The 16,703-nt window shown below is 62.9% G+C and carries 11 protein-coding genes and 1 pseudogene; 9 read left to right on the top strand and 3 right to left on the bottom strand.

The genetic code is table 11. The features are described from left to right. Nucleotides 1-61: 61 nt before the first annotated feature. The 4 genes and pseudogenes from tyrS to H8A92_RS34490 form a co-directional block, all read left to right on the top strand. Complete coding sequence (tyrS, locus tag H8A92_RS34505; protein ID WP_229199810.1) at nt 62-1,315, top strand: tyrosine--tRNA ligase; 1,254 nt, start codon at nt 62-64, stop codon at nt 1,313-1,315. A gap of 113 nt (nt 1,316-1,428) precedes the next feature. Next, nucleotides 1,429-2,676 carry an MFS transporter gene (locus H8A92_RS34500; protein WP_229199809.1) on the top strand — a complete coding sequence of 416 codons (1,248 nt, stop codon included), beginning with the start codon at nt 1,429-1,431 and terminating at the stop codon, nt 2,674-2,676. Nucleotides 2,677-2,706: 30 nt separating this feature from the next. Next, nucleotides 2,707-3,366: an imm11 family protein gene (locus H8A92_RS34495; protein ID WP_229199808.1), complete on the top strand. Its 660-nt coding sequence runs from the start codon at nt 2,707-2,709 to the stop codon at nt 3,364-3,366. Nucleotides 3,367-3,457: 91 nt separating this feature from the next. After that, a pseudogene (locus tag H8A92_RS34490) lies at nt 3,458-3,748 on the top strand (MFS transporter); the annotation flags it as partial. 440 nt (nt 3,749-4,188) lie between these two features. Here H8A92_RS34490 and H8A92_RS34485 read toward each other — a convergent pair. Further along, entirely contained in the window at nt 4,189-5,163 is a 975-nt protein-coding gene (locus H8A92_RS34485; protein WP_229199807.1) for an SDR family NAD(P)-dependent oxidoreductase, read from the bottom strand. 115 nt (nt 5,164-5,278) lie between these two features. On the opposite strand from H8A92_RS34485, the gene H8A92_RS34480 reads away from it, so the two are divergent. Beyond that, a complete protein-coding gene (locus H8A92_RS34480) occupies nt 5,279-5,911 on the top strand; it encodes a TetR/AcrR family transcriptional regulator (RefSeq protein WP_229199811.1) in 633 nt (210 codons plus the stop codon). A gap of 180 nt (nt 5,912-6,091) precedes the next feature. After that, complete coding sequence (locus tag H8A92_RS34475) at nt 6,092-7,063, top strand: MBL fold metallo-hydrolase (protein WP_229199806.1); 972 nt, start codon at nt 6,092-6,094, stop codon at nt 7,061-7,063. A 514-nt stretch (nt 7,064-7,577) separates the two neighbouring features. On the opposite strand, the gene H8A92_RS34470 is transcribed toward H8A92_RS34475, so the two are convergent. Further along, nucleotides 7,578-11,282, bottom strand: coding sequence for a DUF3971 domain-containing protein (locus H8A92_RS34470; RefSeq protein ID WP_229199805.1), 3,705 nt, complete (start codon nt 11,280-11,282; stop codon nt 7,578-7,580). Nucleotides 11,283-11,524: 242 nt separating this feature from the next. Between H8A92_RS34470 and H8A92_RS34465 the strand changes: the two genes are divergently transcribed. Beyond that, nucleotides 11,525-12,250, top strand: a complete 726-nt coding sequence (locus tag H8A92_RS34465) for a peroxiredoxin (RefSeq protein WP_229199804.1) — start codon at nt 11,525-11,527, stop codon at nt 12,248-12,250. A 99-nt stretch (nt 12,251-12,349) separates the two neighbouring features. Then, nucleotides 12,350-13,705, top strand: a complete 1,356-nt coding sequence (locus H8A92_RS34460; protein WP_229199803.1) for a M23 family metallopeptidase — start codon at nt 12,350-12,352, stop codon at nt 13,703-13,705. A gap of 236 nt (nt 13,706-13,941) precedes the next feature. On the opposite strand, the gene H8A92_RS34455 is transcribed toward H8A92_RS34460, so the two are convergent. Further along, nucleotides 13,942-15,177: an ABC transporter substrate-binding protein gene (locus H8A92_RS34455; RefSeq protein ID WP_229199802.1), complete on the bottom strand. Its 1,236-nt coding sequence runs from the start codon at nt 15,175-15,177 to the stop codon at nt 13,942-13,944. Between the two features lie 160 nt (nt 15,178-15,337). Here H8A92_RS34455 and H8A92_RS34450 point away from each other — a divergent pair. Continuing rightward, the coding region (locus tag H8A92_RS34450) for a carbamoyltransferase N-terminal domain-containing protein (RefSeq protein ID WP_274613543.1) at nt 15,338-16,703 on the top strand (1,366 nt) is incomplete at its 3' end.

Here is a 16,703-nt window from a genome sequence, read left to right as displayed (position 1 = left end):
GCCAAGGTTCCGCAAATAGATGCAAAAACCGTAAAACAAGAATGAGCTGGCTGGCCGACAAATGACTGCATTTAAATCGGATTTCCTGAACACCCTACAGGAACGCGGCTTCGTCCACCAGTGCTCCGATTTCGAGGGCCTCGACGCGCTTGCCGCCAAGGGCGAGGCAACCGCCTATGTCGGCTACGACTGCACCGCGCCGTCGCTGCACATCGGCAACTTCCTCACCATGATGATGCTGTACTGGCTGCAGCAGAGCGGCAACAAGCCGATCACGCTGATGGGCGGCGGCACCACGATGGTAGGCGATCCCTCCGGCAAGGACGAGACGCGCGCGATGCGCACCGTTGCAGAGATCGAAGCCAACAAGGCCTCGATCCGCGGCGTGTTTGCCAAGGTGCTGCGCTATGGCGACGGCAAGTCCGACGCCATCATGCTCGACAATGCCGAGTGGCTGACGAAATTGAACTGGATCGAGATGCTGCGCGACATCGGCCGGCACTTCTCGGTCAACCGCATGCTGACGATGGACTCGGTGCGGCTCCGGCTCGAGCGCGAGCAGGAGATGAGCTTCATCGAGTTCAACTACATGGTCTGCCAGGCCTACGACTTCGTCGAACTGTCGCGCCGCGCCGGCTGCCGCCTGCAGATGGGCGGTTCCGACCAGTGGGGTAACATCGTCAACGGCGTCGATCTCGGCCGCCGCATGGGCTCGCCGCAACTGTTCGCGCTGACCACGCCGCTGCTCACCACCGCCTCCGGCGACAAGATGGGCAAGACTGCGAAGGGCGCGGTATGGCTCAACGCCGACCAGTTCTCGCCGTACGACTTCTGGCAGTACTGGCGCAACGTCGAGGACGCCGACGTCGTCAAGTTCCTCAAGCTGTTCACCATCCTGCCGATCAGCGAGATCAACAAGCTTGCGGCGCTTGGCGGCAGCGAGATCAACGAAGCCAAGAAGGTGCTGGCCACTGAGGCGACCGCCCTGCTCCACGGCCGCGATGCGGCCAACGAGGCCGCCGAGACTGCGCGCCGTACCTTCGAGGAAGGCGCGCTGGCCGAGACCTTGCCGACGGTGGAAATTCCGCACGGCGAATTTGAAGCCGGCGTCGGCGTGCTGGCCGCCTTCGTCAAGGCCGAGCTCGTCGCCTCCAACGGCGAAGCGCGCCGGCAGATCAAGGGCGGCGGACTGCGCGTCAACGATGCCGCCGTCACCGACGAGAAGATGCTGCTGACATCGGCCAATCTCACGCCCGAAGGCGTGGTCAAGCTGTCGCTCGGCAAGAAGCGCCACGTCCTGCTGAAGCCTGCATAGGCGCATTCGGATTTGTCGGTTGTGGGGAGTGCGGAAAGCGCGCTCCCTGCAGGAGCGCGATCAGCAAAAGTGGACTTCCGGTTTTGCGTCCGATCGCGCTCGAAAAGAATGCGATGGACCAGACCACACCTCCGAACGACACGCTCGCAACGCGGGCGAGACAATCGCGCATCGCGCTGAACGTGCTCGCGCTGTGCTTCGTGCTGTCGGTGCTCGGGCGCGGCCTCAGCGACAGCTTCACGGTGTTCCTGAAACCGATCTCGGAGAATTTCGGCTGGGACCGTGCTTCGGTTGTTTCCGTCTATTCGCTGACCTGGCTCGCCAGCGGCCTGACCGCGCCGCTGGTCGGGCGCCTGTTCGACCGCTCGGGGCCGCGCGTGGTCTATGCGCTCGGTCTATCTCTGCTCGGCTGTGCATTCCTGGTCGCGTCGCGCGCACAGCAGCTCTGGCAATTCCAGCTCAGCGTCGGCCTCTGCGTCGGCTTCGGCACCGCGCTGATCGGCAACGTCTCGAACTCGATCCTGCTGGGCCGCTGGTTCGGGCCGCGGCTGCCGACCGCGATGGCCGTGATGTATTCGGCGACCGGCGCCGGCCTCTTGCTGCTGCTGCCGCTATCGCAGGTCTTGATCGACCGGATCGGCTGGCGCGAGGCCTATCAGGTCTTCGGCGTCAGTGCGCTCTGCCTCCTCGTTCCACTCGTCTTCCTGCCGTGGCGGCTGCTCGCCGGCGGATCGCCGCACATCGTGAAGAAGGCCGAGCCCGGCCTGATCGATGAAGGCTGGACGCTGCTCGCCGCGATGCGCCACCACGCGTTCTGGGCGCTGTTCTCGACCTTCTTCTTCACCGCGATCGCGATGTATGCGCTGACCGCGCAGATCGTCGCCTATCTGATCGATGTCGGCTTCCCGCCGCTGCAGGCGGCCACCGCCTGGGGCTTCTCCGGCGTCGCGCTGTTCGTCGGCATGCTCGGCGTGTCCACGCTCGACGGCATCATCGGCCGCCGGCCCAGCGTGCTGTTCAGCTACGGCGTCTCGATAGCAGGCATCATCCTGCTTTGGCTATTGCAGTGGTATCCGAACTACTGGCTGCTCACCGGCTTCATCATCTGCTTCGGCAGCATGATCGGCTCGCGCGGGCCGCTGATCACCGCGACCGCGCTGAAGATATTTCGCGGCGAGCGGGTCGGCACGATCTACGGCACGATCATGATCGGCAGCGGCCTCGGCTCCGGCCTCGGCTCCTGGGGCGGCGGCCTGATCCACGACTGGACGCACAGCTACAACCCGCTGATCGCGTTTGCGCTGGTGAACGTCGTGCTCGGCCTGATCCCGTTCCTGGTGGTGCCGGCGCTACGGCGCTGATGAACGTTCCATAGAGGAAGAGCAGCGCTTATGAACGGTGACAAGCCGAAGCAAATTGACCGGCGTGCAAAGCAACTCAAGCGTCGTCGGTTTTACCAAATGTCCTTTGATTACCGAAGAGGCGGGCTGCCGGGTTATCTGCTGCAAAACCGCGAGACGCTAGTACCAGGTGAAAAGGTGCTGTCGGCTCCGGCTGGCCGACGCGGTTTTCCGGCCTATCCGGCACGTCCGCACTTTCTACTTGATCGCAAAGCCGGACGCCTTCCTCGGGATCTTGAAATGTTCAACGCCTATTGGCTGGTTTCAGATCAAACGAAAGCTGTTTTTCAAACCATCGATCACAGCGGCTTCGAATTCTTCCCGTGCGACGTGTCGTTACCGGAGGGTGAGTATCAAGGTCCGGCGTATTGGCTCTGTGATGTTGTCCGGATACTCGATGCCCTCGACGAAGCGGCATCTCGTCTGAAAATCTGCAAGCGCGGCGAACCCGACTACATATACATCGGCGAGAAGTACTACGACATTGCAGGCGGTGCCCGCCTTGCTTTTAAAGAAGACGCAATTGGTGCCGCTCACGTGTTTCGCATGGCTTACAGGGAGCCAACGGTCATTTGCGACGATGTTCTCAAGGATGCCTGTAAAGCTGCTAGTCTAATGGGCATCAAGTTTAGAGACGCTTTGAAACTTTGAATGCGGAGCACCCGCGAATGCCGTTTTGGCAGATACGACGGCTGTTAATTTTCAAAATCCTGAATTGAATAATAGAATCAATGCCGTTTTGTTGTTGCAGTGGTATCCGAACTACTGGCTGCTGACCGGCTTCATCATCTGCTTCGGCAGCATGATCGGCTCGCGCGGCCCGCTGATCACCGCGACCGCGCTCAAGATATTCCGGGGCGAGCGGGTCGGCACGATCTACGGCACGATCATGATCGGCAGCGGCCTCGGCTCCTGGGGCGGCGGCCTGATCCACGACTGGACGCACAGCTACAACCCGCTGATCGCGTTTGCGTTGGTGAACGTCGTGCTCGGCCTGATCCCGTTCCTGGTGGTGCCGGCGCTACGGCGCTGATGAACGTTATCGATCTCATCGCACCCGAATGCACCGGCAGTTAGTCGCTTTCCTGCCGGTTCATGCCCCGAACGTGCCGTCGGATGTACACTGCACGTCCGGGCTTTGTAACTTACGTCCGGGCTCTGTACCTCGAGAGCAATGCCGCGTTAATGGATCGCCTAGCCTGCTTTCGGCGACGGAACAGACACGCGACCCGACCTCAGCGATATCGCCTTTTTGACCCGGAGCGGAGATCACTCACCTACGAGGCGGTGACTTGTTCATCGTGCAGCGAGAGGGACGGCGATATCGCCCGAGACCCATGCTGCTGGTGCCGCCGAGGATCACCACTTTTTTATCTTGATACCGTGCCATTCACATTCTCATGGGACGCCATTGGGCCTGTGGTTTTTGGACAATCTTGGATGATATTTCTGCGATGCGACGGCGGTCAGGCGTTACGACACCGCGCTCAAAGATGCCAGGTGAGACAGGTCGGCGCCGGAGACCTTGACGACGGCCTGCCATGCGGCTTCCTGGCTGGCGCGAACGTGGAGGTGTGGCTCTCGCTGCAGCTCCATCGGGCCTGAGAACTTCCCTTTGGCCGAGGCGAAGAATTGCCCTGAGACGTCGGTTCCGAACTCCGATGCCTGGATGTAGCGACTGGCCGCAACCTCCGGCGTCTGATTCATGCCGGGAATGAGGTTCACGATCGGAATCATCAGATACCGCAACAACGGGCCAGCGTTTCGCGCGACGTTGGTGGCGTTCGACGCACCGGGCGAGACAGCGTAGACGGCCATACCGGACGGTAGCCGGCGCGCCAGCGCCTCGGCCCACCAGGCGATCATGAGCTTCGCGTCGGCATACGCAGTGTTAGGCGAGTACTTCACGTTTGGTCCGCTGCGAATGAGGGCTTCAGCGGCCGCGGTTTGGTCGCCCCCGTAGTATTGGGCTGCGAACGCCGGCAGGTCGGTATATTTGAACATGGGCACACCCCCGCGAGCAGGCTCCGCGCTGGTGATGACAATCCGCGCTTCGGGGCTCAGCAGGTTGGCGTTGAGCAGCCCAACGGTCAGTTCATGATGGCCGATAAGCGGAGCCTGGGAAGCTTCAACGCCCTCCGCAGTGACTACGCGCTTCTTGGTCGGGACCAATCCGGCATTGAGCAGCAGGAAATCGATCGGCCGACCGCATTTGACCAGCTCGGCGCCCGCAGACTTGGCGCTGGCGGCCTTGTTCAGATCAAGCTCCAGCGGCGTGAAGATTGGTTTCTTGGTCTCGTCCGCAAGCTGAGCGGCAGTTTCCTTGGTCTTAGCCAGGCTGCGCCCCGTTACTATGACCTCCTCCCATCCCCCGTCGGCGAGCAAGCGAGCTGCGGCATAACCGAGCCCGGACGTAGCGCCGGTGACCAGAGCGATTGAATGTCTCATACCTGGTTCCACCGTAAGAGAAGGTCGGATCGTGAGGCCACCAGCCAGCTTGCTATTTTTGGACTGATTCCTAGTATATTTGGGTAGAACACATGGTCAAGGATTTTTGGACCAGATGCTAAGAAATTCGAGCAGGGGTCGTGGGCGCCCCCGAAGCTTCGACGAGAGCGAGGCGCTGGACAAAGCGACGCAGATCTTTTGGTCGAAAAGCTACGACGGTGTAGCGATCGACGATCTCATCGCTGGCATGGGTGTGGGACGGCAAAGCCTGTATTCCGTCTTCGGAGACAAGCGGACGCTTTTCCTGCGCGTCCTCCGGACATATGCAGAGCGAAAAGGCGCCGGCGCGGCGAAGGCGCTCTTTACGCCACCGGCTCTTCGCGACGCGATCGCCGGCTTCCTGAAGCACGCCGTGGAAGTTGCGACCGAGGAAGGGTCGGTCCGAGGATGCCTGATGGTGTGCGTCGCGCCCCTCGTGCACGACGCTGAGGTCAGGCAGTTTCTGAAGGACGCCGCCGCTGGCGGCGTAGCGCTCGTGGAACGCCGCTTCTGCGACGGGATCAGCGCGGGAGAAATCCCATCTGACTTTCCTGTCACCACGCGCGCGCGCCAGGTCATCGACCTTGCCCGCGGTCTGACGATGCATGCGCAGTTAGGCGCACCACGCAAGACGCTCCTGAAAGACGCCGAAGAAGCGGCCGAGTTGGTGCTCCTGCCGCGGCGTGGAAAGGCACCGCCAGAAGCTTGATGCTGGATGGCGTGAAGGTCGATCCGAGATTTCATCCAGCGCTGATTTAACGATGTCGTTCGGCGTCGCAGGGGGATTGCGTGCCGCTTCACTTCCGGTTTTGGACCCAAAGCCGACCTTGTGCAGTGCACATCCCCATTGATATGCTCGATCCATTCAGTCAGCGGGGAGTCCAGGACGATGTCCGATATCTCGCGTCGCGACGTGACACTCGGCGCAGCCGGTGCTTACGCTGCGTTTGGACTCGACAAGGCGATCACGTTTGTCGATGCGGCTCACGCTCAACAGTCCGTCACTCAACCTTTCCGCAAATACAAGGTCGGCGACATTGAAATCTTCTCCCTGATCGATGGCATGCGTGACGTTCCGCTGCGGGCGGGCATGGTCAGGAATGTCAGCGTCGAACAGGTCAAGACCGTGTTGCGTGGTGCCGGCTTTGCCGACAATCAGGCGCCCCTGCGGTTCATCGTCATGGCGCTCAAGCTGCGCGATCAAGTGGTCCTGATCGACTCGGGTACGGGCGGTCATCCGATTTATGGTGAGGGGAACGGCCGGTTATTCGAGAGCATGGCGGCGGCGGGACTTGACCCCAAGGCAGTCAAGACGATCCTCATCTCCCATCTCCACGGCGACCACATCTATGGCCTCATGAACAATGAGAGCGATGCGCAGGTCTTCCCGGATGCCGACATCGTGGTGCCCGCCGCGGAATTGAAATGGTGGACGCGCCCGGGGGTCGAGTCGATCGATCTCGGACCGACGCGCAAAGGCCTCGCCCAGCGAATTCAGGCCACGGTGGCGACTTGGAAAAACGTCAGGACCTTTGAGGGAGAACCAGAACTCCTGCCCGGTGTGCACGCCGTTCAGGCGCCCGGCCATAGCCCGGGAATGGTCGCGCATCTGGTCACCTCCGGCAGCGAACAGTTCTTGATCAGCGCTGACGTGGTCAATCTTGCGCCACACATTTCAACAAATCCCGAGTGGCAGCTCGCTATCGACCAGGATCCGCAAATGGCTGTCGAAACGCGAAGGAAGATCTTCGATCGCGCGGTCGCCGACAAGCTCACCATCTCGGGTACTCACTGGTTGATGCCGAACGTCGGCACGTTGGCCAAGGATGGCAGCAGGTACGTATTCGTAGCCGAGGGGTAGTATTCCCGCGACACTATCTGTTGGCGATTGCAACACGACTGCTGCTCGTAGCGGAGAACCGGTCGGCATCTGAGTCATTGCGAGCCACCCGGTCGGCGCAAAGCGCCGCCGGATGACAGGCTCCGCGAAGCAATCCATCCGTCCGCAAATGCGGATGGATGGATTGCTTCGTCGCTTCAGCGCAAGATTGCCTTGCAATTTTGTCGCGAGTCCTCGCAATGACGACTGAGATAGACTCGTGACCCAGTAAGACTATCCGATCGAGGCGAGGTTCGCGCAATTTCGGAATATTAGAAAATTACATTTGAGTTGCCCGACGTGTCAAGTTGCTTTTCGAGCGCCGGGAGCCGCCGGCTACTTTGCATGGGGTTGTTTTCGATATTTTGGTCGTGCGCCTGCGGAGGCAGGCCAAATGCCATAGGCATGACGCTCGTAGAGATCAACGATCCGGTCAGCCATATCCCGCAAACCGATGCGGACGTGGATCGCCCGCCGAGGAAAATGGGCGCCTTCCCTAATTGTTGTTCGTCGTCGGCAGGTCGTTCGGGCCGTACTGTTTGAACTCGAAGATCTTCCGCGTCAGGCCGGGCGCCAGCGCGGAGATCGGGTTGACGCGCAGCACCGGCTGGCTTGGCGTTCCCACCACTTCATAGGTCACGCCGATCAGGCCTTCGTTGCTGCCGGCGCCGAGGAAAATCCCGAAGAACGGGATCTGGCCGAACATGTTGTTCAACCCGTACATCGGAATGAAGGTGCCGTTCATCCGCACCTGGTTGCCGAGATAGTCGATGCTGCCTTCGATGGTCGCGCCGATGCTTGGCCCCTTGACGACGCCGTTGCGGATCGAGAGCTGGCCGCTCTGGCGCGTGAACTCTGCGCGCAGCGCATCGAACCCGATGCCGTTCTGGGTGCTGACCGGCCCGCCGGCGACGGCCCGGTCGAGCTGGGTTTCGCCCTTCACCGAAAAACCGGTGATGTTGATGAGGCCTTCCCTCGGGCTCGGCTCGGGGATCGGCGGCTCCATCGCCAGCGTGAGCTGGCCGCCGATCACCTTCGAATAGGTGTCGATGAAGCGCAGGAACGCACCGGCGTCGCTGGTTTGCAGATAGATCACCTCGCGGCCCTGCTGCCGGCCGCGCATGTCGACCGAGACGGGGGTATCGCGGCCGACCTTGCCGCTCAGCGTGAACGCCTTGAAGAACCCGTTGCGGCGCGAGATCTTGGCATCGACGCCGCGCAATGCCTCGCCGTTGAAGCCTGCCACCGCGCCGAGCTTCAGATCGACATCGAAATCGGTGGTCTTGGTCTTGCTTTTGGGATCGTTGTCGCGGCCGGAGATCGCCGATTTCAGGAAGCCGCGGCCGTCGAACACGTCGCCGCGCATCGTCACCTTGATCACGCCGTCGGGACCGCGATCGGCCCGCAGCGATGTCTTGTCGCCCTCCGAAGGCGCATAGGTCGGGAAGTTCGCATTCATGAGGTCGCCGTTCTGGTCGACCTCGAGCGCGCCCTTGATCGAAACGCCGGCGCCTTCGATCGAGATGTCCTCGAACCGCGTCGACTGCCCCTTCGGCACCACGTTGAAGGTCGCCTTGCCGGCCCTGCCCTGCGTCTTGACCCAACCCGGCAGGATGTTGTCGAGCTTGAGCTGGGTCAGGTCGGCCTCGACGCCCATCTTGGTGGCGGGATTGTCCCCGCTGCCGATCTTGCCGTTCAGCTTGATCGGGATCGCGCCCGATACCGCCGGACCGAGATCAAGCCCGAGGCGCGCGCGGCTTGCATCATCCAGCGTCGCCTGCAGCTTGACGTCGGCATCGCCGTCGGCCGGCTTGCGGTAGTCGAGCGAAGCGGCCTGTCCGTTGATCTTGACGTCGCCCTTGACCTGGAAGCCGGCGTTGCTGGCAATCACCTTCAGCGTATTGGCCTCGAGCTTCTGGTTCATCACCAGCTTGTCGACGGCAACGCCGGAGATGTCGGCCGAGACGGAATATTGCGTGTCGGCCTTGGTCAGCCCGCCCGTCACCGGCATGCCGAGATTGATCGTCGCCGTGACGTTGCCCTTGCTGGCGTTGGGATCGATCGGCGGCCCGGAGAGATCGCTGAGCCGATCGGAGGCAAGGATTTCGGCGGCGGCCGGCACCGGACAATCGACCCGGAATTTGACCTTCGACGGCGACGGCTTCGGCGCCATGTCGGGCACCTCGAAGGTGAAATCCGACAGCGTGATCTTGCGGCCGGCCGGTGTGTCGGCGATGCCCTGGTTGATGGTCACGGTCGCGGTACGGCCGGTCACCCTGGCCTTCAGATCCGCATCGTGCACCGCTGGCATCTTGTCCACCGGACGCACCGTGACGCCGGAGGCGACGATGTTGACCGAGAGACCGTCGTCCGGGATCGGCGGTCCCTTGCGCGACAGATTGTGCACCGGCGAATTGACACCGACATCGATGCGCTGGAGCGTGCCGCGGTCGATCCGCTCGAGCACCCATTCGCGCACCTCGGGCACGATGATGATCGGCCACATCCGTTTCAGCGCGGAGGCCGACATCGGCGTGCCGGCAAATCCGAGTTGCAGCCGCGGCTCGCCGGAATAGTCGATGCTGCCGGTGCCGGCGACGCCGATCTCGCCGTTCGAAATGTCCGCCTGGGTCAGCAGCACGCGCTTCTTCTCGGTATCGAAGCGGAAACCGACGTTGATGCGGTTGAAGATCAGCGGCGGCTCGTTCTTGTCGGCATCGGCCAGCACAATGGTGCCGCCCGACAGGCCGGCCTGCCAGTCGGTGACGTTGTCGTTCGGCGGCTCCAGATGACCGAGCAGCGTGATGCGGTTGGCGCCCGAGACGATCTTGATCGGCGCCAGCAGCACGCGCCGCCCCGAATCCCATTCGACGCTCATCTCGGCCGAATCGACCGGCATCGGATAATCAGGCGTATCGGTGTCGATGATGTTGCCGGCGCCGACATTGATCTTGCCGCGGAAATAGGTCGGCAGGCCGTCGCGACCGAGTTCGCCCCTCATCTCGCCCGACAGCGGCAGGTCGGCGGTGTAGGTCAGGTCCTTGGTCCTGAGCGCGAGCAGGATGTTGCGGGTGGAAACCTTGTCGGCCTTGATGTCGACCGTGCGCACGCCGTTCTGCTGCGGCCCAACCAGCACGCGGACCGACCAGGGCTTGGCGCCCTCCTCGCCGAAGCTGAGCGCAACGCCGCCGCCGCTCGGACGCCGCAGGCTCAGGCTGATATTCTCAAAGCTCCATTTGTTGCCGCGCTGCTGGTCGTCGACGACGAGATTGCCGTTCTTCAGGCCGATCTCGTTGAGGTTCTGACCGTCGAGGCCGGTCAGGCTGAGGCTGTCGAGCCAGTCGAGACCTGCGAGCAGCCCGCTCTGGGCCGAATCCGGTGCGGCCACCGCGGGCTCTGAAGCAGCGGGCGGCGAAGCAACCGGCGGCGGCGCTGCGGGCACCGGACGCGGGAATGTCGGCGGCATCCCCGCCTCCCGCTTGGAGGCAACGCCGGTGGCAAGCGGCTTTGCCGTGTCGCCCGCCGAGACGGTCACATTGCCGTCCGGCGTGATGCGCACCGACAGTTCCGCATCGACCAGATTGAGGCTCTCAGCCCGCAACTGCCCCATCAGGAGCGCCGTTCCCGACAACCGCACTTCGGCTTTCGGCGCGCTCGCAACGACCGCATGGTCGCGGTCGCGGACGATGATGTCGCGGATGCGCACCGCGATCCTGACGCGGCCGGCGCGCTCGATCTGCGTTCCACCGACCTCGACCGTGTTGCCGTGGCCGATATTTTCCTCGATCGCCGCGGCAAGCCACGGCGTCGCCAGATCGAGATTGATCGGACCGGCGCCGAGCCGCCACCACAGCGCGCCGAAGCAGGTCGCAAACATCACGACCAGCACCACGAGGACCAATCCGATGCGACGGATCCAGCGCTCGCCGTTCAGCCAGCGCTGCATGCCCGAGCAGAAATCCGTGAAACGATGCAGGTTGGTGTTGGAACGCGACAGCAATTGCCGCGCACGGTTGCCCGCCGCCTCATCCTGCTCGTCCCACGCGGCGGCGTCTTCCCGTTGCGAGAAGTCAGCCCCGGCGCGCGGATTTGGACCCTGCGGCGACCTGTTCCTTGCCATTGCCTCTCGGTGCTGACGGCGAAGCTGATCGCCGTCATCGGGGCGCCCGTCGATTCGTATCGAGCGCTCCCGTGTCGGCATCGCCGCCTATCCTCGCCTATTCATGTTACTCGCCGATGGCCCCAAGAACGGACCAAAAAGAACGGACCAAACCAACCAATCAAACGCCAATTCAGCAAGCGGACGGGTAACGCGTCGAATTCCTTGTCACCATACTCCGTGGCCATCAAACTTGCCCAGCGGCCGACGCGAATCCGGCCGCCGCGAATGAGGCCCGCAATACCCCAATGGTTGAGCCGCGGAAAGCGACGAAAGGAAGGCGTATGTCCAAGAAAACGCGCAAGAAATCCTCCAACATAACCGGAAAGCGGGTCGCAACGAAGGTTGCGCGCGCCGCAAGCGCAAGCACTGGGAAGTCCGCAACGAAAACCCGCACAACGGTTGCGAAGAAGGCAGCCGCCAAGAAGGCGACCACGCCAACAAAGACCAAGCCCGCAGCGGGTGTTCGAGGAAAAGCCTCGCACAAGGCTGCATCGAAACCGTTAAAGCCGGAGCCGGCCGCGACCGTGACCAGACCATCCGCCGTCACACTTGCCGAAGGCGTTGCAGCCCCTCGCTTCAACCTGCCACGGGACGGCGGCGGCAGCGTCTCGCTGGCCGATTTTGCCGGCAAGAAGCTGGTGCTGTTCTTCTATCCCCGCGCCGACACCCCCGGCTGTACCAGGGAGGCGATCGACTTCACCCGGCTCAAAAGCGAGTTCATCGCTTCGGGTACCGAGGTGGTCGGCATATCAGCCGATACGGTTAAGGCGCAGGAGTCATTTCGAAACAAACACCAGCTGGCGGTGCCGCTGGCCTCGGACCCGGCCCACGAGATGCTGGAGGCGTATGGCGCCTGGGGCGAAAAATCCATGTATGGCAGGACCTTCATGGGAATTATTCGCACCACGGTTCTGGTCGATTCCAGTGGGAAAGTCGGCCGGATCTGGCGCCACGTGAAGGTCGACGGCCATGCCGAAGCGGTATTGGAGGCCGCCCGCGCGCTCTGACGGAGGGGTTCCGTTTCCTGAAAATTAACCATGGCGGGCTCAAATCGGCCCCGCAAATTAGCCGTACGGAGCTTGGTCCGACCGGCCGCGGGAGTACCGATGTCGAGCCGGTCCGGTCATCACCAGAAACACCATCATCCGCAGGACCATGGCCGGTCACCGGCGCGCCGTCCCGCCGCCTATCACGCCGCGCCGGCGGCGGCGGTTGAGGCCACCGGCGAGGGCTATACGCTGGTCCATGCCGGCAAGCAGGTCCGGATCGGACCGGTCGTGTTCTGGATCGCGGTCGGCACCGTCGTCCTGCTCGGCATGTGGTCGGCGGCCACCGCGACCTATTTCGCGTTCCGTGACGATGTCCTGACCCGGCTGATCGCGCGTCAGGCCGAGATGCAGTACGCCTATGAGGACCGCATCTCGGAGCTGCGCGCCAAGGTCGACCGCACCACCAGCCGTCAGCTGCTCGACCAGGAGCAGTTCGACCAGAAGCTCGACCAGATCATGAAGCGGCAGTCGACGCTGGAATCGCGCGCCGCTGCGCTCGGTGCGATGCCCGATGCCACCTCTACCGGATCGATCAAGCCGCAGGGCCGCGCCGAGGCGGCGCCGCCTTCCGGTTCATTGAAGCCCTCCCCGATCAGCGACACCGTGATCTTCGTGGCGCCGCCGGATCGCGAGGCACGGCTGGAATCGCGCGCACCGCTGATTGCCAAGGCGCAGCCGAACCAGTTCGCCAAGGCCCAGGGTGTCGACAATGTGCTGGTCCGCCTGCAGACCTCGCTTGACCAGGTCGAGCGGCGCCAGGTCGCCGCACTCTCCTCGGTCGAGGACGGCATCGAATCGCGGGTGCGCCGGATGCGCGGCGTGATTTCCGATCTCGGCCTCAACATGGCGCAGCTCGAAGCCGCGACGCCGCGCTCGGGCATGGGCGGACCGTTCGTGCCGGTCAAGCTTACGCCCGACGCCGGCGCGTTCGAGCGCCAGCTCTACCGCATCAACATCAACCGCGCGCAGATGCAGCGACTGAACCAGACGCTGGCGCTGGTGCCCTATCGCAAGCCGGTGGTCGGCGAGGTCGAATTCACCAGCGGCTTCGGCGTCCGCAGCGATCCCTTCCTCGGCCGTCCGGCGATGCATACCGGCCTCGACTTCCGCGCCGCGCAGGGCGATCCGGTGCGCGTCACCGCCAACGGCAAGGTGGTGTCGGCGGGCTGGGCCGGCGGCTACGGCCGCATGGTCGAGGTCGATCACGGCAACGGCCTCTCGACCCGCTACGGCCATCTCTCCGAGATCGGCGTCAAGGTCGGCGAGACCGTCAAGATCGGCCAGGTGATCGGCGCTGTCGGCTCGACCGGCCGCTCCACCGGCCCGCATCTGCATTACGAGACCCGCATCGACGGCGAAGCGGTCGACCCGCAGAAATTCCTCCGCGCCGGCGTCCGGCTCAGCGCGGGCTAGCTCAATCGCACAACGATGGATCTGAACATCGGCGCAAGCGGTCTCGCTTGCGTCGATCTCGTTTGTGGCATCGGTTCTGATCGCATCAGCACCGATGCCCCAGTTCCTTGCGTTGACCCGGTGTGAAGGGGGTGCGCACCGACGAACCCGGGCTGCGCGCCCGCGAACGAGGTTCCGGCGAGCCAAAATCCGATTAGCGGTGATGTCACGAAGCCGTGGCAGCCCCCATGGCCTGCCTACCTCGTCGCCTCGTGCCCGACCTCTCCGGTGATGACATCGCCGAACAGCTCCCACGCCTCGCCGTTGAAGCGCATCAGCTGCATCTGCTCGATCGGAAAATAGTCGTCCGGCGAGGTGTTGACCATGACGCCCGGCAGCATCAGGTCGGAATGGAAGTTCCTCAGGTTGGCGGCCTGCTTCATCGCGTTCTCGCGCGTCAGATTATCGCCGCACTGCTTGAGGACCTGCACCATCGCCTCCGCCTCGACGTAGCCGTAGAGGTTGTTGGCGTTGCCCTTGTCGCCGTCGGGGTAATACTTGTCCATGAAGGCGCGCCAGCTCGTGACCGCCGGATCCTTGTCCCACGTCGGGTCGGTCGGGTCCTTCAGATAGGCCGTCGAGATGATGCCCTTGGAATATTCCAGCCCTGCGGGCTTCAGCACCGAGGCAACCGAGGTCGCGGTGTTGGCGAGGAAGAATTTCGGCTTCCATCCGAGCTCGCCGACCTTGCGGATCGCCTGCGCCGATCCTTTCGGCGCCGCCCAGGAGAAGAAGATATCGGCGCCGGAATCGTGCAGCGCGACGATCTGCGAATCGATCGAGGGATCGGACACCTCGTAGGACTTGTCGGCGATGATCATGTTGACCTTGTCGCCGAGCCCGTCCTTCAGGCCCTTGAACTGATCCTTGCCGGCGTCATCATTCTGCCAGAACACCGCGATCTTGCCGTCGGGGAATTTGTCGCGAATGTATTTCGCGTAGATGCGCCCTTCGCTCTGGTAGTTGGGCTGAAAGCCCATGGTCCAGGGAAAGTTCTTGGGGTCGCCGAATTTGGTGCCGCCGGAGGCGACGAACAATTGTGGCACCTTCTTGGCATTCATGTACTTCATGATTGCCGAATTGGACGGCGTGCCGAGCGCCTGGAAGATCAACAGCACCTCGTCGCTTTCGACCAGCTTGCGCGCCTGCTCGATCGCCTTCGGCGGCGAATAGGCATCGTCGTAGCTGATGAAGTTGATCTTGCGGCCGTTGATTCCGCCCTGCTCGTTGATCATCTTGAAGAACGCGGCTTCGGTCTTGCCGATCACGCCGTAGGACGATGCCGGCCCGCTATACGGCATGATGTTGCCGATCTTGATTTCGGCGTCAGTCGCGCCGGGATCGTATTTCTTCTGCGCATACGCCGAAGTCACAATCAGTGCCGTACTTGCGAACGCCGCGATTGCGCCAATATATCCAGAACGAGCCCGCATCGTTTTCTCCCCGATTATTGTCGTTGGTTTTGACGGCAAGTCTCGCAAGGGACGAACAGGCTGGCAAGCGCCGGGTTTTTCCGTTGGACGAAACGGCATTGTTGCCTGGCGCCAATTATGATTGAAGGTCGATCTGGGGATCCGAGTCGAGGCGTTCTGATTGCGTAAACCGGACATTCGTACCGGTCCGCGGCATCCGCGTTTTGCGGCCGCGGGCTATGAGATCACACGCCGGCTCAGTGAACGTGCGATGGCGAAGCTCGGCCTGCACAAGGCCAATGGCGAGGTCGCGCAACGCACGATCGCTTCGATCCGCGACAAGCTGCAGCGTGGCGAGACCGTCTACATCGCAGGCCTCGCCTGCCCCGGCACGCACAACACCGGCGTTGCACTGGTCGAGGTCACCCAGAAGGACGGCCCGCGCCTGATCGTCAACAACGAGGAAGAGCGCTTCTCCGGAGACAAACACACCAACGAGTTTCCGCAATACGCGCTCGACGACATGCGCAAGGTGTTGCAGCGGATGGGCCGCGATATCGGCGACATCGCAGCCTTCGTCACGACGTGGGACTATCCGGCGCTGATGGCGTTGCTGATCCGCACCTCGTTCGAGGAAGCGCCGGCCAGTCTCAAATTGCTGAACGCACCGATCGCGCCCGCGATCAACCTGCGACAGATGGACCAGGTGCGGCGCATCTCGCGCAGGCTCGGGAAGATGTACGGGCTCGGCGAGCAGCTGCCGCTGATCTGCATGCCGCATCACGACAATCACGCCTGGTACTCGTTCACGGCATCGCCATTCGCCGACCTGCGCGAACGCGTTGCGATCGCGGTGCTCGACGGCACCGGCGACGTCGGCTCGATCTCGCTCTATGTCGCCGAGAACGGCGAGATGAAGCAGATCTATTGCAATGAGAGCCTGTTCGATTCGCTCGGTGCCTTCTACACGGTGATCTCGTCGAGCCAGGGCGGTTGGACCTGGCTCTCCAGCGAAGGCCGCTACATGGGCGCCGCCGCCTGGGGCGACATGAACCGCGCCACCAATCCCTATTATTCGCGTTTGAAGGCGGTGCTGCAGCTCGGGCCCAATGGCAGCGTGCTGCTCAATCGCGCCATGGCCAATTGGTACGCCGACCCCGCCGGCAATCCCTATCATCAGCCGCTGATCGATATCCTGGGTGCGCCGCTGCGGCCCGACCAGCTCTGGAATCCCGACGCCGTCTTGCGCGTCGAGGACATCAATCACCGCCCCGACACCAAGGACCGCGTCGACAAGGCGGCCGCGACGCAATTGGTGTTCGAGGACGCGATGATCCATGTCATTGATCATCTGCTGCGCATCACCGGCACCGACCGCCTGGTGCTGACCGGCGGCGTGGCGCTGAACGCGCTCGGCAACATGCGGCTGCTCGAGCATTTCGACGAGGCGTGGTTCGAACGCGCGCAGCAGCGCAAGACGCGGCTGCATATGTGGGTGCCGCCGGTGCCGGGCGATCCCGGCGTGCCGATCGGCGCCGCCTGGCTGT

It is taken from the genome of Bradyrhizobium acaciae (genome assembly GCF_020889785.1).
Lineage (GTDB): Bacteria > Pseudomonadota > Alphaproteobacteria > Rhizobiales > Xanthobacteraceae > Bradyrhizobium > Bradyrhizobium acaciae.
Note: the sequence above shows the minus strand (reverse complement) of the source record. Positions and strands in the feature narration are given on the sequence as shown.